The sequence below is a fragment of the Bradyrhizobium sp. USDA 241 genome (genome assembly GCF_049739505.1).
GTDB lineage: Bacteria > Pseudomonadota > Alphaproteobacteria > Rhizobiales > Xanthobacteraceae > Bradyrhizobium > Bradyrhizobium liaoningense.
The window spans coordinates 231,987-248,986 of record NZ_JBMGPZ010000002.1 but is presented as its reverse complement, the minus strand read 5'-3'; the positions used below and the strand labels follow the sequence as shown (position 1 = coordinate 248,986).

11 protein-coding genes are annotated in these 17,000 nt (G+C 64.7%); 7 read left to right on the top strand and 4 right to left on the bottom strand.

The window, feature by feature from the left end; translation table 11 throughout:
• Positions 1-52 precede the first annotated feature (52 nt).
• From ABIF91_RS02110 to ABIF91_RS02095, 4 genes are all read left to right on the top strand, one after another.
• Positions 53-841, top strand: a complete 789-nt coding sequence (locus tag ABIF91_RS02110; protein WP_028176720.1) for an ImuA family protein — start codon at positions 53-55, stop codon at positions 839-841.
• Positions 738-2,333: a Y-family DNA polymerase gene (locus ABIF91_RS02105; protein ID WP_035717226.1), complete on the top strand. Its 1,596-nt coding sequence runs from the start codon at positions 738-740 to the stop codon at positions 2,331-2,333. The genes ABIF91_RS02110 and ABIF91_RS02105 overlap by 104 nt, the downstream gene beginning before the upstream one ends.
• On the top strand, positions 2,330-5,809 hold the full coding sequence (locus tag ABIF91_RS02100) for an error-prone DNA polymerase (RefSeq protein ID WP_028176718.1): 3,480 nt from the start codon (positions 2,330-2,332) through the stop codon (positions 5,807-5,809). The genes ABIF91_RS02105 and ABIF91_RS02100 overlap by 4 nt, the downstream gene beginning before the upstream one ends.
• A gap of 244 nt (positions 5,810-6,053) precedes the next feature.
• Positions 6,054-6,968, top strand: a complete 915-nt coding sequence (locus tag ABIF91_RS02095) for a hypothetical protein (protein ID WP_424578728.1) — start codon at positions 6,054-6,056, stop codon at positions 6,966-6,968.
• On the opposite strand, the gene ABIF91_RS02090 is transcribed toward ABIF91_RS02095, so the two are convergent.
• Both ABIF91_RS02090 and ABIF91_RS02085 read right to left on the bottom strand, forming a co-directional pair.
• Positions 6,910-7,680: an SDR family NAD(P)-dependent oxidoreductase gene (locus tag ABIF91_RS02090; RefSeq protein ID WP_028176717.1), complete on the bottom strand. Its 771-nt coding sequence runs from the start codon at positions 7,678-7,680 to the stop codon at positions 6,910-6,912. The genes ABIF91_RS02095 and ABIF91_RS02090 overlap by 59 nt on opposite strands.
• Before the next feature lie 198 nt (positions 7,681-7,878).
• Positions 7,879-8,166 carry a hypothetical protein gene (locus ABIF91_RS02085; RefSeq protein WP_028176716.1) on the bottom strand — a complete coding sequence of 96 codons (288 nt, stop codon included), beginning with the start codon at positions 8,164-8,166 and terminating at the stop codon, positions 7,879-7,881.
• A gap of 139 nt (positions 8,167-8,305) precedes the next feature.
• On the opposite strand from ABIF91_RS02085, the gene ABIF91_RS02080 reads away from it, so the two are divergent.
• The 3 genes from ABIF91_RS02080 (at position 8,306) to ABIF91_RS02070 (ending at position 14,241) form a co-directional block, all read left to right on the top strand.
• Positions 8,306-9,706: a CoA transferase gene (locus ABIF91_RS02080; protein WP_028176715.1), complete on the top strand. Its 1,401-nt coding sequence runs from the start codon at positions 8,306-8,308 to the stop codon at positions 9,704-9,706.
• 144 nt (positions 9,707-9,850) lie between these two features.
• Positions 9,851-11,095, top strand: coding sequence for an efflux RND transporter periplasmic adaptor subunit (locus ABIF91_RS02075; protein WP_028176714.1), 1,245 nt, complete (start codon positions 9,851-9,853; stop codon positions 11,093-11,095).
• Between the two features lie 29 nt (positions 11,096-11,124).
• Complete coding sequence (locus ABIF91_RS02070) at positions 11,125-14,241, top strand: efflux RND transporter permease subunit (RefSeq protein ID WP_028176713.1); 3,117 nt, start codon at positions 11,125-11,127, stop codon at positions 14,239-14,241.
• Positions 14,242-14,244: 3 nt separating this feature from the next.
• On the opposite strand, the gene ABIF91_RS02065 is transcribed toward ABIF91_RS02070, so the two are convergent.
• Both ABIF91_RS02065 and ABIF91_RS02060 read right to left on the bottom strand, forming a co-directional pair.
• Positions 14,245-15,207: an amidohydrolase family protein gene (locus tag ABIF91_RS02065; protein ID WP_424578727.1), complete on the bottom strand. Its 963-nt coding sequence runs from the start codon at positions 15,205-15,207 to the stop codon at positions 14,245-14,247.
• Between the two features lie 191 nt (positions 15,208-15,398).
• Positions 15,399-16,829 carry a TolC family outer membrane protein gene (locus ABIF91_RS02060; RefSeq protein ID WP_028176711.1) on the bottom strand — a complete coding sequence of 477 codons (1,431 nt, stop codon included), beginning with the start codon at positions 16,827-16,829 and terminating at the stop codon, positions 15,399-15,401.
• Between the last annotated feature and the right edge of the window lie 171 nt (positions 16,830-17,000).

The following is a 17,000-nucleotide window of genomic DNA, read 5'->3' as shown; positions in this document are numbered from 1 at the left end:
GCTGGTTCTTCTTTTGAAGACCACGGCACCAATTCCTGAAGGAGCGGCGAGCATGAGCGGGGCACGCATCAGCGCGCTTGCGATCCTGCGCGGGCAGATCGAGCGCATCGAGACGGCGGAGGTCGTGCATCAACACGATCGCGTCGCGCTCGGCCATGGCGAGGCTGACAGCGCGCTGAAGGGCGGGCTCGCGCGCGCGGCGATCCACGAGGTATTTTGCGAGGGGCGTCAGGGCGCTGCCGCGACCGGCTTCGTCATGGGCCTTGCGGGACGCGTGAGCGCGCGTCGGCCGCTGCTGTGGGTGCGGCAGGATTTTTCGGAGATAGAGACGGGCGCGCTGTCGATGAGCGGGCTAGCCGAACTCGGCCTCGATCCGCGCCGCGTGGTGATGGTGCGCGCCGCCGATGTCGAGAGCGCGCTGCGCACCTCGGCCGATGCGCTCGCCTGCGATGCGCTGGGCGCCGTCGTGCTCGAACTCTGGGGCGAGATCAGACAGTTCGATCTCGTGGCAAGCCGCAAGCTGACGCTCGCCGCGCAATCTTCCGGCGTCACCGGGTTGCTCCTGCGCATGGCCGCACAACCTTTGCCCTCGACTGCGGAGACGCGATGGATGCTGCGCGCGGCACATTCACCGCCGGGGCAGGCATGGAGCACATGGGGCGCGCCGGTGTTCGATGCCGAACTCTTGCGCAATCGTCATGGCCCGTGTGGCCGGTGGATCATGGAATGGAATTGTGATGAGTGCCAGTTCAGTGAACCGTCGACGTATCCTCAGCCTGTGGCTGCCGCGCCTGCCCATCGACCGGATCCAGCGGTTTTTCGGCAGCGCCGGGCTGGGTAAAGCCAATCATGAGCCTGATATCGTCGTCATCAAGGACAACAATGCGCTGGTGATCCATGCGCTGGACGAGGCCGCCGAGCGCCTCGGCCTGTATATCGGCCAACCCCTGGCCAATGCGCGGGCGATGTGTCCCGACCTGAGGGTGTTCGATGCCGATATCGTGGCCGATGCGAAGACGCTCAGCGATATCGCCGACTGGTGCGACCGCTTCACGCCGCTGGTGGCGCTCGACGCGCCGCACGGGCTGTTCCTCGACATCACCGGCTGCGCGCATCTGTTCGGCGGCGAAGCCGCGCTGTTGCGGACGCTGGTCCGGGCGCTCGACCGGCAGGGCTTTGCCGTCAGCGCCGCGATTGCCGGCACCTCGGTCTGCGCGCGCACGCTGACGCGGCAGGCCACGGGAACCATCGTTGCAGATGGTGGGGAGGCGGCTGCGATCGACCCGTTTCCGGTGTCCGCACTCGGGGCGGGCGAGGCGATCACGACCGGCTTGCGCCGCGCCGGCCTGAAGACCATCGGCGATGTCGCCTCGCGCAGCTCCCACGAGATCACGGCGCGGTTTGGCGCGCGGTTCTCCACGCTGCTCGCGCATGCGCTGGGGCAGGGCGATGAGCCGATCAATCCGCGCAAACCGCTGCCCGATTACATCGTCGAGAAGCGCTTTGCCGAGCCGATCGCGACGGACACCATGATCGCGATGACGCTGTCGCGGCTCGCCGACACGCTGATCGCATCCATGGAGAAGCAGGGCAAGGGCGCACGACGACTTGAGGCTGCCTTCTTCCGCACCGACGGCGTGGTGCGCGCGATCACGGTCGAGACCGGACGCCCCGTGACGCGAAGCGCCGTGATCGACCGGCTGTTCCGCGAACGCCTCGATGCGCTCGCCGATCCCCTCGATCCCGGCTTCGGCTTCGACATGGTGCGGCTGTCGGCGAGCCGCACCGAGATCGTGGTGCAGGAGCAGCGCGATCTCGATGCGCATGTCCACGACAATGACGAGATTGCTGCGCTGATCGACCGCATCGCCGCGCGCATCGGCGGAAAGCGCGTCGTCGTGCATCTGCCGCAGGACACCCATATCCCCGAACGCGCGGTTTTGTCCGCCCCCGCCCAGCATCATCTCGCCGCCGCCATGCAGGCCGAATGGCCGGCGCGCACCGAGAGCGAGCCGCCGCTGCGCCCCTTGCGGCTGTTCGACAAGCCGGAGCCGATCAAGGTGCCGTTCGCGACCGTGCCGGATGGTCCGCCGCATCAATTCACCTGGCGCCGCGCGCTGCATGCGGTGGTGCGGGTGGAGGGGCCCGAGCGCATCGCGATGGAATGGTGGCAGCAGGACGGCAAGCAGCTGACGCGGGACTATTTCCGCATCGAGGATGCCGAAGGTCTGCGCTTCTGGATCTTTCGCGACGGTCTCTACGAGGGAGAGACGTTCGACGGCGAAGGCAAGCCCGTTTCCCCCAACTGGTATGTGCACGGTCTCTTCGCATGACCACGCCTGCCTATGCCGAGATCGGCATCACAACGAACTTCTCCTTCCTGCGCGGCGGCTCGGATCCGCGCGCCTATGTGCATCAGGCCAGCATCCTCGGCATCCCCGCGATCGGCATTGCCGATCACAACACGCTCGCCGGCGTGGTGCGGGCCTACAAGGAGCTCGACAATGCCGAAGTGCTGCACAAGCCGAGACTGCTGATCGGCGCGCGCATCGTCTTCGTCGACGGCACGCCCGACATCCTGGTCTATCCGCGCGACCGCGCCGCCTATGGCCGTCTGTGCCAGCTTCTCACCCGGGGCAAGCGCGGCGACGACATCACGCGGATCGAGAAGGGCGTATGCCATCTCGCCTTCGCTGATCTCCTGGAGTTTTCGGAAGGCCAGCTGCTGGTCTTGACGTTGCCGCATCGCTTCGAGCCCGCTCAGGCGCTGAATGTTCTTTCAAAGCTCAGGAATAGCCGCGCCGAGGGCGTGTGGCTGGCGGCGAGCCTGATCTATCGCGGCGACGACAGGCGTCGCCTGGCGCGGCTCGATGATCTCGCGGCAAAAGCCCAAGTGCCGCTCCTTGCGACCAACGAGGTGCTTTATCACCATCCCGCGCGCCGTCCCCTCCAGGACGTGCTGACCTGCATCCGGGAAAAGACCACGATCGATGCGATCGGACGGAAGCTGGAGGCCAATGCCGAGCGGTTCCTGAAGCCGCCGCGAGAAATGGCGCGGCTGTTTCGCGATTTCCCCGATGCGATCGCGGAGACCATGCGCTTTGCGGACAAGATCGACTTCTCGCTCGACCAGCTCAAATATCAATATCCCGACGAGCCGGTGCCGCCGGGAAAGACCGCGCAAGGGCATCTGGAGGATCTGACCTGGGCCGGTGTCGACAAATATTTCGGCGGCAAGATCGATGACAAGCTGCGCGCGACGCTGAAGAAGGAGCTCGCGCTGATCGCCGAGCTGAAATACGCGCATTACTTTCTCACCGTGCATGACATCGTGCACTATGCACGCAGCCAGAACATCCTGTGCCAGGGGCGGGGATCGGCGGCGAACTCGGCGGTCTGCTACGTGCTCGGCATCACCTCGGTCGATCCGACCAAGGTCGATCTGTTGTTCGAGCGCTTCATCTCCAAGGAGCGACTGGAGCCGCCCGACATCGACGTCGATTTCGAGCATTCGCGGCGCGAGGAGGTGATGCAATATGTCTATCGCCGCTACGGCCGCCATCGTGCCGCGATCATCGCCACCGTCATCCATTATCGCCCGCGCAGCGCCATTCGCGACGTCGGCAAGGCGCTGGGCCTGACCGAGGACGTCACCGCCGCGCTCGCCGATACCGTCTGGGGCAGCTGGGGCAAGGGCCTCAACGACATGCAGGTCAGGCAGGCCGGGCTCGATCCGAACAATCCCATGATCAACCTCGCGGTCGAGCTTGCGACCGAGCTGATCGAATTCCCGCGCCATCTCTCCCAGCATGTCGGCGGCTACGTGCTCACCCAGGACCGGCTCGACACCTATGTGCCGATCGGCAACGCCGCGATGGACGATCGCACCTTCATCGAATGGGACAAGGACGACGTCGATGCGCTCAGCATGATGAAGGTCGACGTTCTGGCGCTCGGCATGCTGACCTGCATCCGCAAGTGTTTTGATCTGATCGATCGGCACAAGGGCGAGCGTTTTGTGCTGGCGAGTGTTCCGCAGGACGATCCCAGGGTCTACGACATGCTGTGCCGCGGGGAGTCGCTCGGCGTGTTCCAGGTCGAGAGCCGCGCGCAGATGAACATGCTGCCGCGCCTGAAGCCGCGGACCTTCTACGATCTCGTCATCGAAGTCGCGATCGTGCGCCCCGGGCCGATCCAGGGCGACATGGTGCATCCTTATTTACGGCGGCGGAACGGGCTCGAGAAGGTGAGCTATCCCTCGCCGTCGCCGGAGCATGGCGACAAGGACGAGCTCTACAAGGTGCTGCACAAGACGCTCGGCGTCCCGCTGTTCCAGGAGCAGGCGATGCGCATAGCCATCGAGGCTGCACATTTTACGTCCGAGGAAGCCAACGGCCTGCGCCGCTCGATGGCGACGTTCCGCAATGTCGGCACCATCGGCCAATACGAGGAGAAGCTGATCGGCAACATGGTGGCGCGCGGCTACGATCCCAATTTTGCCAGAAGCTGCTTTGACCAGATCAAGGGATTCGGCTCCTACGGTTTTCCTGAGAGTCATGCCGCGAGCTTTGCGCAACTGGTCTACATTTCGTCGTGGCTGAAGCACTACCATCCCGACGCCTTCTGCTGCGGCTTGTTGAACTCGCAACCGATGGGCTTTTATGCGCCGGCGCAGATCGTCGGCGATGCCCGCAAGAACGGCGTCGAGGTTCGCGACATCGACGTGTCCTACAGCTTTGCGCAGAACACGCTGGAGGAAGGGAGCGGCAAACATTGCGCCGTGCGCCTCGGCTTTCGCCAGATCGACGGCTTTCACTGGCTCGATGAGGATGAGGAGCGCCTGAAGCGCTCACAGTCGTCATTCCGGGGCGACGCGTCAGCGTCGAGCCCGGAATCCATAACCCCGATCGGGAGTATGGATTCTAAGGTGCGCAATTGCGCACCAGAGCTCGCGCCAAGAGGCGCGCCCCGGAATGACAACATGGAGAGAGTGCCCGACTGGGCCGACCGCATCGTCGCGGCACGCAGCCGTCGTCCCCTCACCTCACTGGAGGACTTCGCCCGCGACACCGGCCTGCCCAAGCGCGCGCTGATCCTGCTGGCGGATGCCGACGCGTTCCGCTCGCTCGGGCTCGATCGCCGCGAGGCGCTGTGGCAGGTGCGGCGGTTGCCCGACGACGTGCCGCTGCCGCTGTTCGAGGCGGCGACCGCGCGCGAGCAGCCGGACGAAGGCGCAAAGCCGCTGCCGGCGATGCCGCGTTCCGAGCAGGTGGTCGCGGATTACCAGACCATCCGGCTGTCGCTGAAGGGCCACCCGATGGAGTTCTTGCGCGAGATGTTTTCGCGCGAGCGCATCGTCGCCTGCAAGGACATCAGCCACGAGAACGAGCGGCGCCGCGTCCGCTGCGCCGGCGTGGTCCTGGTCCGGCAGCGGCCGGGTAGCGCCAGCGGCGTCGTGTTCATGACGCTGGAGGACGAAACCGGCATCGCCAATGTCGTGGTCTGGCCCAAGATCATGGAGCAGTACCGCAAAGAGGTGATGGGCGCGCGCCTCATCCTGGTCGAGGGCTATATCCAGAGCAGCCCGGAAAAGGTGACGCATCTCATCGCCCAGCGCATGGTCGACCGCTCGCACGATCTGGTCGGCCTCGCAAACGATACGCTCGGCAGCAAGCATCCGGTGCTGTCAGGTGCCACCGTGGTCGAGCCGCTCAACGAGGACCCCCGCGCCCTCGCGGACATGCCCGCGCAAAAAATCCGCCACCCCCGCAACGTCCGCATCCTGCCGCCTTCGCGGGATTTTCATTGAAGGATTATGAACAACCGCAGGAATCGGCCGATCCTGCCCAACGATCAATACGATTTGAATCGAGTCTCTGAGCAACCTGAAAGCGAGGCGTGCCTATCATTCATAGTGCCCATTTTGACACGGCGGGAGTCAATATTTGCAGCTGGAAGCGCCGCAACGATCGCGCGGCCTCGCCGTCGCCGTAAAGCCGGAGCGAAGGCCCTCCCGCATCGACAGGCTGGGCCTCTGGTTCTCCAAGAGCAGCATGATCGACGGGCTTTGGATCGGGACAACCGAAAGCAAGCCTTACCCGGCGTTGCGCCGCGTGGAAGAGGCGCTCCAACTCATCAAGCGTCACGACACACTCAACTATTCACGTATCTCCCGCAATCTCAATCGAATATGGGTACATCTGCTCCCCAGCGCCCAGGCGCACTATGATCGGTCACTAAACGCCTGCGCCCTCGATGAACGTTACGTTCTCAACGAGACAATGACGCCTGAGCGGATCGCCTCTACCATCGTCCATGAAGCGACCCATGCACGGTTAGACGGATGGGGGATCATCTATGAAGAATCGAGCCGCTATCGAATCGAGGCGGCCTGTCTTCGGCGCGAGCTCAGCTTTCTCAAGAAGCTGCCCGACACCGGGCTCATGCAGGAGGAAATCGTTCGTACATTGGAGTGGTGTGAAAGCGACGAGACCTACCTTACCGACGCCAGCTTTCGGAGCCGCGAATGCCAGGGCCAGATTGATACATTGCGCTATTTGAACGCACCGGATTGGCTCATACAATTCGCAATGTGGCTCATTCGCAGGCGACGTTCGCGCTATCCGCCCCATAAGCGTCTGTGCCTCTGCGAGGAGAGAAGCGGCGAAGCATCCAGACTGTTTCCCGGAAAGATTCTGGGTTTCTTCTCTGAGCCCGTCATCGAGCCGCGCTACGCGCAATCCGTTGGCTCGCAAATGCCAAGTTTGTCGAGAGATCGCGCACCACACTCTCAGTCGTCATTCCCCGCGAAGGCGGGGAATCCAGTACGCCGCCGCTTCTCGGCTGAACCACAACTGTCTCGGAGTACTGGATCGCCCGGTCAAAGCCGGGCGATGACAGTGTGCCCCCTCAAAAATTCACCCGGTTCGAGATCGCGCCATCCACGACGAGATTGGATCCCGTCGTGAATCCCGACACCGGGCTTGCCAGAAACACCGCCGCGCTCGCGATCTCCTGGGGCGTTGCCATGCGTCCCGTCGGGTTGCGGCTCATCGCATCCTTGTAGCGCTCGGGCATGTTCTGCTCGATCATCTCCCAGACGCCGCCCTTGAAATAGACCGTGCCGGGCGAGACCACGTTGACCCGGATCTTCTTCTTCGCATATTGCCGGGCCAGCCCCTTGGCCATGTGGATCAGTGCGGCCTTGATCGGGCCGTAGGAGCTGGCCGTGTCGGCCTGCGCCGCCGCGATCGACGAGATGATCACGAAAGCCGCATCGCCGTGGCTCGCGCCGCTGGCTTCGAGGAACGGTCGCGCGGCATCGAACGCATGCACGGCGCCGAGCACGTCGAGCCGGAAATTCTGCTGCCAAGACGCGGGATCGCCGCCTTGCGCCATCGCGCCGGCATTGGAGAACAGCAAGTCGACGCCGCCGAGCTCCTTTGCAGCATTCTCGATCCAGGATTGCAGCGCCGCGCCGTCGGTGACGTCGACCGGGCTGCCGGTGGCCTTGATGCCGCTCGCCTTCAGCTCTGCGACAGTGGCCGCAACCTGATCGGCGTTGCGCGCGCACACCGCGACATTGGCGCCTTCACCGGCCAGCGTCGCCGCAATCGCCCGCCCGATGCCGCGCGTGCCGCCGAGGACGATGGCGTTCTTGCCTTTGAGACCGAGATCCATTGTTGGTTTTCCTTGTGTTGGTCGCAGTGAGTGTAACCGTTTCAGACGATACACAGAAGCCTCGACATCGTCATTGCGAGGGGCTCCTGCGACGAAGCAGTCCAGCTGCCTTGGATCGATTCCGGATTCCTTCTGCCATCGCCGAGAGCCTCGGCGGACAGGTCGCTGCGCTCGCAATGACGGCGCCGCAGCGCTCTTCTACTCCGGTGCCGCCCCCACCGGCGGACCGCCGGGCGGGCGGTGCAGGAAGGTCAGCGACGCATAGGCGCCGGCCCAGGAGCCGATCGCCGCGAACGCGACATAGAACGCGTTATCGGTGTAGCTGATCACCGCGTAGGAGGAGAGCAGGTACCAGATCGCGCTCCAGTTCGCCGCCGGCACGCGCTTGCGCGCGATCACCGCCGAGGTGAACATGACATAGACCGCGTCGGTGGCCGCCGTCGCGATGAACACGGCGCCTGCGGTGAGGGGATCGATGGCGGCCATTGCATTCCTTCTTGTGCTGATGAATGGTCGCGAAAATTAGAGCATGATCCGGAAAGGTGTGCAGCCGTTTTCCATCGCGACAAACGCGGACCGCGTTTGCGCGGAGATCATGCTCAAGCTTCAAGGGAGGGCACCGGCCATGCAAAGCCCCGCCGACATTCTCAAGGGTATCTGGACTTCCGCCGGCGGCGATGCGGGTCCGCTCGATCGCGTGCGGCTGACCGGCACCGAGCCACAAATCCCATCCTCGTTTCGCGTCGCCGTCGCCGGCCAGACGACGATAGCTGCCGCCGGGCTCGCCGCCGCCGAAATCTGGCGACTGCGCAGCGGCGAGGTGCAGGACGTCTCCGTCGACATGCGCCACGCCGTCGCCGAATGTCGTTCCGAGCGCTATTTGCGCGTCGACGACAAGCCGCCCCCGCCGGCCTGGGACGCGATCGCCGGCGTTTACAGGACCGGCGATCGCCGCTTCGTCCGCTGCCACACCAATTTCCCGCACCACCGCGACGCCGTCTGCGAGGTGCTCGGCTGCGAGGCGGAGCGCGAGAAGGTGCAGGCGGCGTTGATGCATTGGAACGGGGAGGATTTCGAAACTGCGGCTTACGCCGCAGGCGGTGTCGTCGCCCTGCTGCGATCGTACGACGAATGGTTCGCCTTGCCGCAGGCGCGTGCGCTCGCGCAATTGCCGCTGGTCTCGATCGAGAGGATCGGCGAGGCCCCGCCGAAGCCGTGGCCAAAAGGCGATCGTCCGCTCTCAGGTCTTCGTGTGCTCGATCTCTCTCGCGTCATCGCGGGCCCCGTCGCCGGCCGCACGCTCGCTGCGCACGGCGCGGACGTGCTGCTGGTGTCAGGACCGGAGCTGCCCGCCATTCCCTGGCTCACCATCGACACCGGCCGCGGCAAGCTCACCACCTTCATCGAGTTGAAGAGCGAGTTCGGGCGGGCGCAGCTCCGCGAGCTGCTGAAGGACGCCGACATCTTCTCGCAAGGCTATCGCCCGCGCGCGCTCGCTGCCCTCGGCTTCGCGCCGGAGGACGCAGCGCAAATCAATCCCGGCATCGTCTATGTCACGCTGTCGGCCTATGGCCACACCGGCCCCTGGGCCGAGCGGCGCGGCTTCGACTCGCTGGTGCAGACGACGACCGGCTTCAATCATGCCGAAGGCCAGGCCGCCGGCATCGATGCTCCCAGGGAATTGCCGGCGCAAATCCTCGATCACGCCACCGGCTATCTGATGGCGTTCGGCGCGATGATGGCCAGGGTGCGCCAGGCCCGCGAAGGCGGCAGCTGGCACGTGCGCGTCTCGTTGGCGCAGACCGGGCGATGGTTGTGGAATCTCGGTCGGCTCGACAGCGGACTGAATACCCCGGATCTTACGGGCGAGGCCGTACATGCTGCGTTCATCGAAGACATGCCATCTGGCTTCGGCAGGTTGAAGGCGGTGCGTCATTCGGCAGTGCTGTCGAAGACGCCGGCACGATGGACCCGTCCCGCGATGCCACTCGGCAGTCATCCTGCACAATGGCCTGCGCGAAGCTGACATGAAGCTGACACGTCGCAAAACTTTAACGCAAACCGCAAGAGGCTCAGCGTTTTTTAGGTTGTTTGAAATCCTAATTCGGCACTATTAGCGCGACCGATGAGGCAGTCATTTGCCGAGATCGTCGCAAACACGACCGGGCCCATGGTAGTTGAAAAGACCAAGCGATTGCAGGTGCTTACAAAACAACGGGTGATCACATCCGTAGTTCTACTCGCTCTTGCCGGTGCCGGTGCCTACGGTTTCCTTTCTTCCGGGCCAAAGCAAAAAAAGCACTCCGAGATCTCCAGCCAGTCGCGCAGGAATGCGCAGACCTTCACACCCACGCCGTCCGAATGGGCAACGCTGACGATCGAGCCGGTCAAGGCCAAGAGCTTCCGAGCCGAGTACGTCACCGAGGGCAAGGTCGCGGTCGACGAGGACCGCTCGACGCCGGTGTTCTCGCCCTATGCGGGCCGGGTCACCAAGCTGCTGGCCAAGCCGGGCGAGATGCTGAAGCAAGGTCAACCGCTGTTTACGATCGAGGCCGCCGACACCGTGCAGGCCCAGAACGATTTCATCGCGGCGATGACCTCCCAGAACAAGGCGAAGTCGGCGCTCGAGCTTTCCGACATCCAGTTCAAGCGTGCCAAGGATCTTTATGAGGGACACGCCATTCCGCTGAAGGACTATCAGCAGGCGGAAACAACCCAGGTCCAGGCGCAGAACGACATGCGCTCCTCGGTGACGGCGCTGGAAGCTGCGCGCAACAAGCTGCGCATCCTCGGCTTCACCGACGAGACCATCAAGGCGTTCCAGGACAAGGGCACGATCAATCGGGAGGTCACGATCTATTCGCCGATCTCCGGCACGGTCGTGCAGCGAAAGATCGGCCCCGGGCAGTACGTCAATTCCGGCGCCAGCGACCCGGTCTTCGTCATCGGCGATCTCTCCACGGTCTGGCTCACCGCCTTCGTGCGCGAGAGCGACGCGGCCGCGGTGTGCATCGGGCAGGACATCACCGTCAACGTGATGGCACTGCCGGGCCGTCCGTTCACCGCCAGGATCAACTACGTCGCCGCCGCGATCGACCCCGCCACCCGCCGCCTTCTGGTTCGCGCGACCATCGACAACAAGGACGGCCTGTTGAAGCCGGAGATGTTCGCCAACGTCACGATCTATTCGGCCGGCGACCGCGCCGCGCCGGCAGTGCCGAAGCAGGCGTTGATCTACGAAGCCGACAACGTCCGCATCTGGGTCGCGCGCGAGGACAAGTCGGTCGAGCTGCGCAAGATCAGGATCGGCCTCATCAACGGCGACCTCGTCGAGGTCACCGGCAATCTCAAGCCCGGCGAGCAGATCGTCACCAAAGGCAGCCTGTTCATCGACCGTGCAGCCTCCGGCAGCTGATCGACGACCCCAAGAAATTGAAGACCTGAATGGATCGTCTCGTTGCCCTCGCCGTCGACCGGCGTTTCCTGATGGTCGGCATGTTCGCCGCCGTGCTGATCGGCGGCCTGATCGCGTTTAACCAGCTCAACATCGAGGCCTATCCCGATCCGACCCCGCCGATGGTCGACATCGTGACGCAAAGTCCGGGCCTGTCGGCGGAGGAGATCGAGCGCTACATCACGATTCCGATCGAGACCCAGGTGGCGGGTCTGAAGAATCTCACCACCATCCGCACCATCTCGCTCTACGGCCTCTCCGACGTCAAACTCCAGTTCTCCTTCGCCTACACCTATGACGAGGCGTTGCAGCAGGTGCTGAACCGCCTGGCGCAGCTCGCGCCGCTGCCGGGCAACGTGCAGCCGCAAATCTCGCCGCTCAGCCCGATCGGAGAGATCTTCCGTTACCGCCTGGTCGGCCCGCCCAATTACAGCGTGCTCGACCTCAAGACCATCCAGGATTGGATTCTCCAGCGCCGTTTCCGTGCCGTGCCTGGCGTCATCGACGTCACCGGCTGGGGCGGCAAGAGCAAGACCTACGAGATCCAGGTCGACTTCAACAAGCTGGTCGCCAACGGCCTGACGCTGCCGCAACTGCTCCAGGCCGTCGGCAATTCCAACGTCAATGTCGGCGGCAACACCGTCGATATCGGCCAGCAATCGGCCGTGGTGCGCGGCGTCGGCCTGATCCGCTCGATCGACGACCTCGCCAACACCATGGTGGCGCAGACCGGCGGCAATCCGGTGCTGGTCAAGGACGTCGCAACCGTCACCGTCGGCCAGAAGCCGCGTCTCGGCATCGCCGGCCTCGACGAAACCGACGACATCGTGCAGGGAATCGTCCTGATGCGCCGCGGCGAACAGAGCTCGCCGACCATCAAGCGGGTCGAGCAGCTCGTTCAGCAAATCAACAACTCCACCATTCTACCGCCGGGCGTGCGCATCGAACGCATCTACGACCGCAAGGACCTGATCGATCTCACCACCCACACCGTGCTGCACAACATGGTGGTCGGCATCCTGCTGATCGTGCTGTTGCAGTGGATATTCCTCGGCAATCTCCGCAGCGCGCTGATCGTCGGCGCCACCATTCCGTTCGCGCTGTTCTTCGCCGTGATCATCCTGGTGCTGCGCGGGGAATCGGCAAACCTGTTGTCGGTCGGCGCCATCGATTTCGGCCTGATCGTCGACGCCACCGTCATCATGGTGGAGGCGATCTTCCGCCGCCTGACGCAGACGACGCCGATCTCGGAATCCGAGCACACGTCGCCCGAGATGCTGTTCGGCATGAAGAGCCATGCCATCCTCAGCGCGGCCGCCGACGTCTCGCGCTCGATCTTCTTCGCCGCGGCGATCATCATCGCGGCCTTCCTGCCGCTGTTCACGCTGTCTGGGGTCGAGGGCAACATCTTCGGGCCGATGGCCCGCACCTATGCCTATGCGCTCGCCGGTGGGCTCCTTGCGACCTTCACCGTCACGCCGGCGCTGTCCGCGATCATCCTGCCCGCGCATGTCGAGGAAACCGAGACCAAGGTGATGCTGATCCTGCACCGGTTGTACTCGCCGCTGCTGCATTGGGCGGTCGCCAATCGCAACATCGTTCTCGGCGGTGCGGTCGGCCTCGTGCTGACGACGGTGGCGCTCAGCCGGCTGCTCGGCCTCGAATTCCTGCCAAAGCTGGAGGAGGGCAATCTCTGGATCCGTGCCACGCTGCCGCCGACCATCTCGCTCCACGAAGGCAACAGCTACGTCAACGAGATGCGTAAGTTGATCCGCGCCCGGCCGGAGGTCGAGTCCGTCGTGTCGCAGCACGGCCGCCCCGATGACGGCACCGACGCCGCCGGCTTCTTCAATGCCGAGTTCTTCGCGCCGCTCAAGCCCGTGAGCCAGTGGCCCGGCACGCGCGACAAGGAAGAGCTGACCGCGCAACTGCTCAAGCAGCTCGACGACCGCTTTCCCGGCGTCGAGTTCAACTTCTCGCAATATCTCCAGGACAACGTCTCCGAAGCCGTCTCCGGCGTGAAGGGCGAGAACTCGATCAAGCTGTTCGGCAGCGACCTCCAGGCACTGACCGACACCGCCAACAAGATCAAATCGGTGCTGGCCACCGTACAGGGCGTCACCGACCTTGCCGTGTTCACCTCGCTCGGGCAGCCGACCATCCAGATCGACATCGACCGCGCCAAGGCCGCGCGCTACGGCCTTGCGCCGGGCGACATCAATGCCACCATCAAGGTCGCAATCGGCGGCGACACCGCCGGCGACCTTTATGAGCCCGGAAGCGACCGCCACTTCCCGATCATCGTTCGCCTCGCGCCGGAATACCGCCGGAGTGCCGAGGCGATCCAGAATTTGCGGATCGGCGCGCCCGGGCCGAACGGCACCGTTACGCAGATTCCCCTGAGCGAGGTCGCCACCATCAGCCTCGTCTCCGGCGCGGCCTATATCTATCGCGAGCAGCAGGAGCGCTATCTGCCGATCAAGTTCTCGGTGCGCGAGCGCGATCTCGGCAGCGCCATCCGCGAGGCGCAGGACAAGATCGCCGAGCAGGTGCAACTGCCGCCGGGCTCGCACATGGAGTGGGTCGGCGAGTTTGGCAATCTCCAGGATGCGATCCGGCGGCTGTCGATCGTGGTGCCGATCTCGCTGGCGCTGATCGGCGTGCTGCTCTGGTTCAATTTCGGCTCGATGACCGACACGCTGCTCGCGATGAGCGTGATTCCGATGGCGATCTTCGGCGGCGTGCTGGGCCTCTTGATAACAGGCACGGCATTCAGCGTCTCCGCGGCAATCGGTTTCATCGCGCTGTTCGGCATCGCCGTGATGGACGGCATCATCATCCTCTCGCAGTTCAACCAGCTCATCGAAGAGGGCATGGAGCGCATGAGCGCGGTGGTCCGCACCGGCGAGCTTCAGCTCCGTCCCGTGCTGATGACCTGCGTCGTCGCGGGCGTCGGCCTGTTGCCGGCGGCGCTGTCGGAAGGCATCGGCTCGCAGGTGCAGAAGCCGCTCGCGGTCGTCGTTGTCACCGGCATGATGCTGGCGCCGCTCGTGATATTGGTGACCTTGCCGGTCCTGATCTCGTTCTTTTCCCGCCGCGCGCGCTGACCGTCAGAACCCGTAGAGCCGCGCCGGATTGTCGACCAGGATCTTCTTGCGCACGTCCGCATCCGGCGCCCATACCGGAAGCTGGTTGAGCAGGCGGCCGTCGTCGATCTGATAGAGAGGCGCGATGTCGGTGGGCTTGCGTCCCTCGACGCGGCTGGAATCCGGATGCGGCCAATCGGTGCCCCAGACGATGCGGTCCGCATTGGCCGCGATCAGCGCGCGGGCATAGGGCACCATGTCCTGATAGTCGGGCGCGAGCTTCGACGAGCGATAGGCGCCGGAGATCTTCACATAGGCCTTGCCGGATTTGACGAGGGCAATCAGGTCGGCAAATCTCGGCTGCTCCAGCCCAAGTGAGGCCTCGAGCCCGCCGAAATGGTCGAACACGGCGGGCACGGGCGACGCCAGCACGAGATCCTTGATCGCGGAGATCATCGCCGGCGTCGTGTAGAGCTGCACATGCCAGCCGCGCGCCTTCATGCGCTCGACGGCTGTGGTGAAGCGGGCGCGGCCGACATTGGGGTCGTTGATGCCCCCGGTTGCCAGATTGATGCGGATGCCGCGGAAGCCTTCCGCCTGCATCGTATCGAGCTCTGCTTCCGTGGTCTTGTCGTCGATCACGGCGACCCCGCGCGCGGTCGCGCCACGCGCCTTCATGCCGAACAAGGTGGAGGAATTGTCGGTGCCGTAGACGCTCGGCGTCACGATCACCACGCGCTCGACATGCAGCGCCTTGTGCAGCGCCGCCATTTCTTCGGGGCTCGCCGGCTCCGGCGTATAGACGCGCCCCGCGAAGAACGGAAATCTCTGGGGGTCGCCATGAATGTGGGTGTGGCAGTCGCAGGCGTGCGCCGGGATGTCGAAATTGATCGGCGTTGCGGGTTGCGCCGCACGGGCGCGGGCTTTGCTGGTCATGGCTACTCCGGCGGCAAGGGAGGCAAGCAGGACGCTGCGTCGGCTGCGCATGGCTTCTCTCTCCCTCTTTCGTTCTTTGGCAATGCGGCTGGGACGGTATCAGATCAGCCGGGTCAACTGCTGCGCCTGGCTGCATAGCTGCTCAACAAGGCCCGCAGGCGGACGTGAGCCGTCAACGCGTCCGACCGGGCACCGTCAAGACGGCGAACGGGCAGAGCGCTGGAGACGCCGCGCGTCGGCTGCTACTGCCCCGACGGCGTACGCAGGCCGTGCCAGGCGTCGCGGACCTGGTGGTAATGAACCTCGGGCAGGTAGTCCGGCGTGTTCAGGTTCAGCGTCTTGACGTCGAGATGGCCGATGGCGCTGAGCAGCGTGTAGGAGGCGATCACGCGGTCGCGTTGCGCTCCGATGAGGCGGGCCTTGGCCTGGATCAGATCGGCTTGCGAGTTCAGGACGTCCACGGTCGTGCGCTGTCCGCCCGAGGCCTCGCGCTGCACGCCCTGGAGCGCGACGGTCGCCGCCTTCACCTCGGACTCCGAGGCCGAGACCGTGACCTTTGCTCCTTCATTCGCAACCCATGCGCTGACCACCGCCGTGCGCGCCTGGTTGCGCACCTGGTCGAGCACGAGCCGGCTCTGTGCCGTGATCTCCTTGGCCTGCCGCGTCTGTGCCGCAGCCTGACCGCCGTCGTAGATCGGAGCGGTGACGTTGGCGACGATCGAGGCCTGGTCTTCGGCGAAGGTGCCTAGCGTCGGGTCGTTGTTGCGGCTCTTGCTTGCGCTGCCCTGGATGCTGGCGCTCGGCAGCAGCGTGCCTTCGGCGATGCGGATGTTGGTGGAGGCGACATCGACGTCGAAGCTTGCGGCCATCACCGCCGGATGCTGTCGGATCGCCATCGTCACGGCGTCTTCGCGGCTCTTCGGCAGATAGCGGTCGACGGCCTCGGCGGGCCGAAGCTGCGACGGCGCATTGCCGATCACCTGCGCATAGGTCGCCTGGCTGACGGCGAGCGCGACCTCGGCCGCGTTGAGATCGGCAAGGCCGCGGTTGAGACGGGCCTCGGCCTGCGCGGTGTCGGTCGGCGTGACATCGCCGGCGTTGAGACGGCGCTGGGTGACCGACAGTGTTTCCCGCAGGAAGGCGACGTTGGAGCGCTGTGCCTCGACCAGCGACTGGTTGGCGAGCACGTTGGTGTAGGCGGTGACTGCATCGAGCAGGACACCCTGGCCGACATTGCGCAGTGCCTCGCGGCCGGACTGCACCTGGAGTTCGGCGGCCCGCACGCTGTTGGCGGTGCGGAAACCGTTGAACAGGGTCTGCGTCACGGTGACGCCGATGATCCAGGGTTTCAGGTTGGCGGTCTGGATGGTGTTGTCGGGCAACAGATTGCGCACCGATTGCAGGCCGGCGCTGAGGCTGGCCACGATCTGCGGACGGTAACCGGCAAGCGCCTGCGGCACGTTCTCGTCGGTCGCGCGCTGGCGCGCACGCTCGGCATTGAGCTGCGGGTTGGTCTGGTAGGCCTTGGCCAGCGCTTCCGGCAGAGCTTCGGCCCAGGCGGAGGAGGGCAGGGCGCACGAGAGCGCCAGCGTGGCCCATGTCGCAAACGCGGGACCCACGCCCGATCGATGCCGCGTCACCCCGCGACCAGCTCTGGCGATACGCCCAATCATATGTTCCCGCGAAATTCCCGGCTGTCCGCCCCCGCCGACGGCGGTCCTCTTAACTGTTAAACCAGCCGAGGTCCCGCAGGCAAACTGCCGCGGGGGAAACCCCCATGAAATCCGTGCTTGTTGCAGCTCCGTCACAGCATTCTGCGGGGAACGCGGGAGAGCCTTACACTA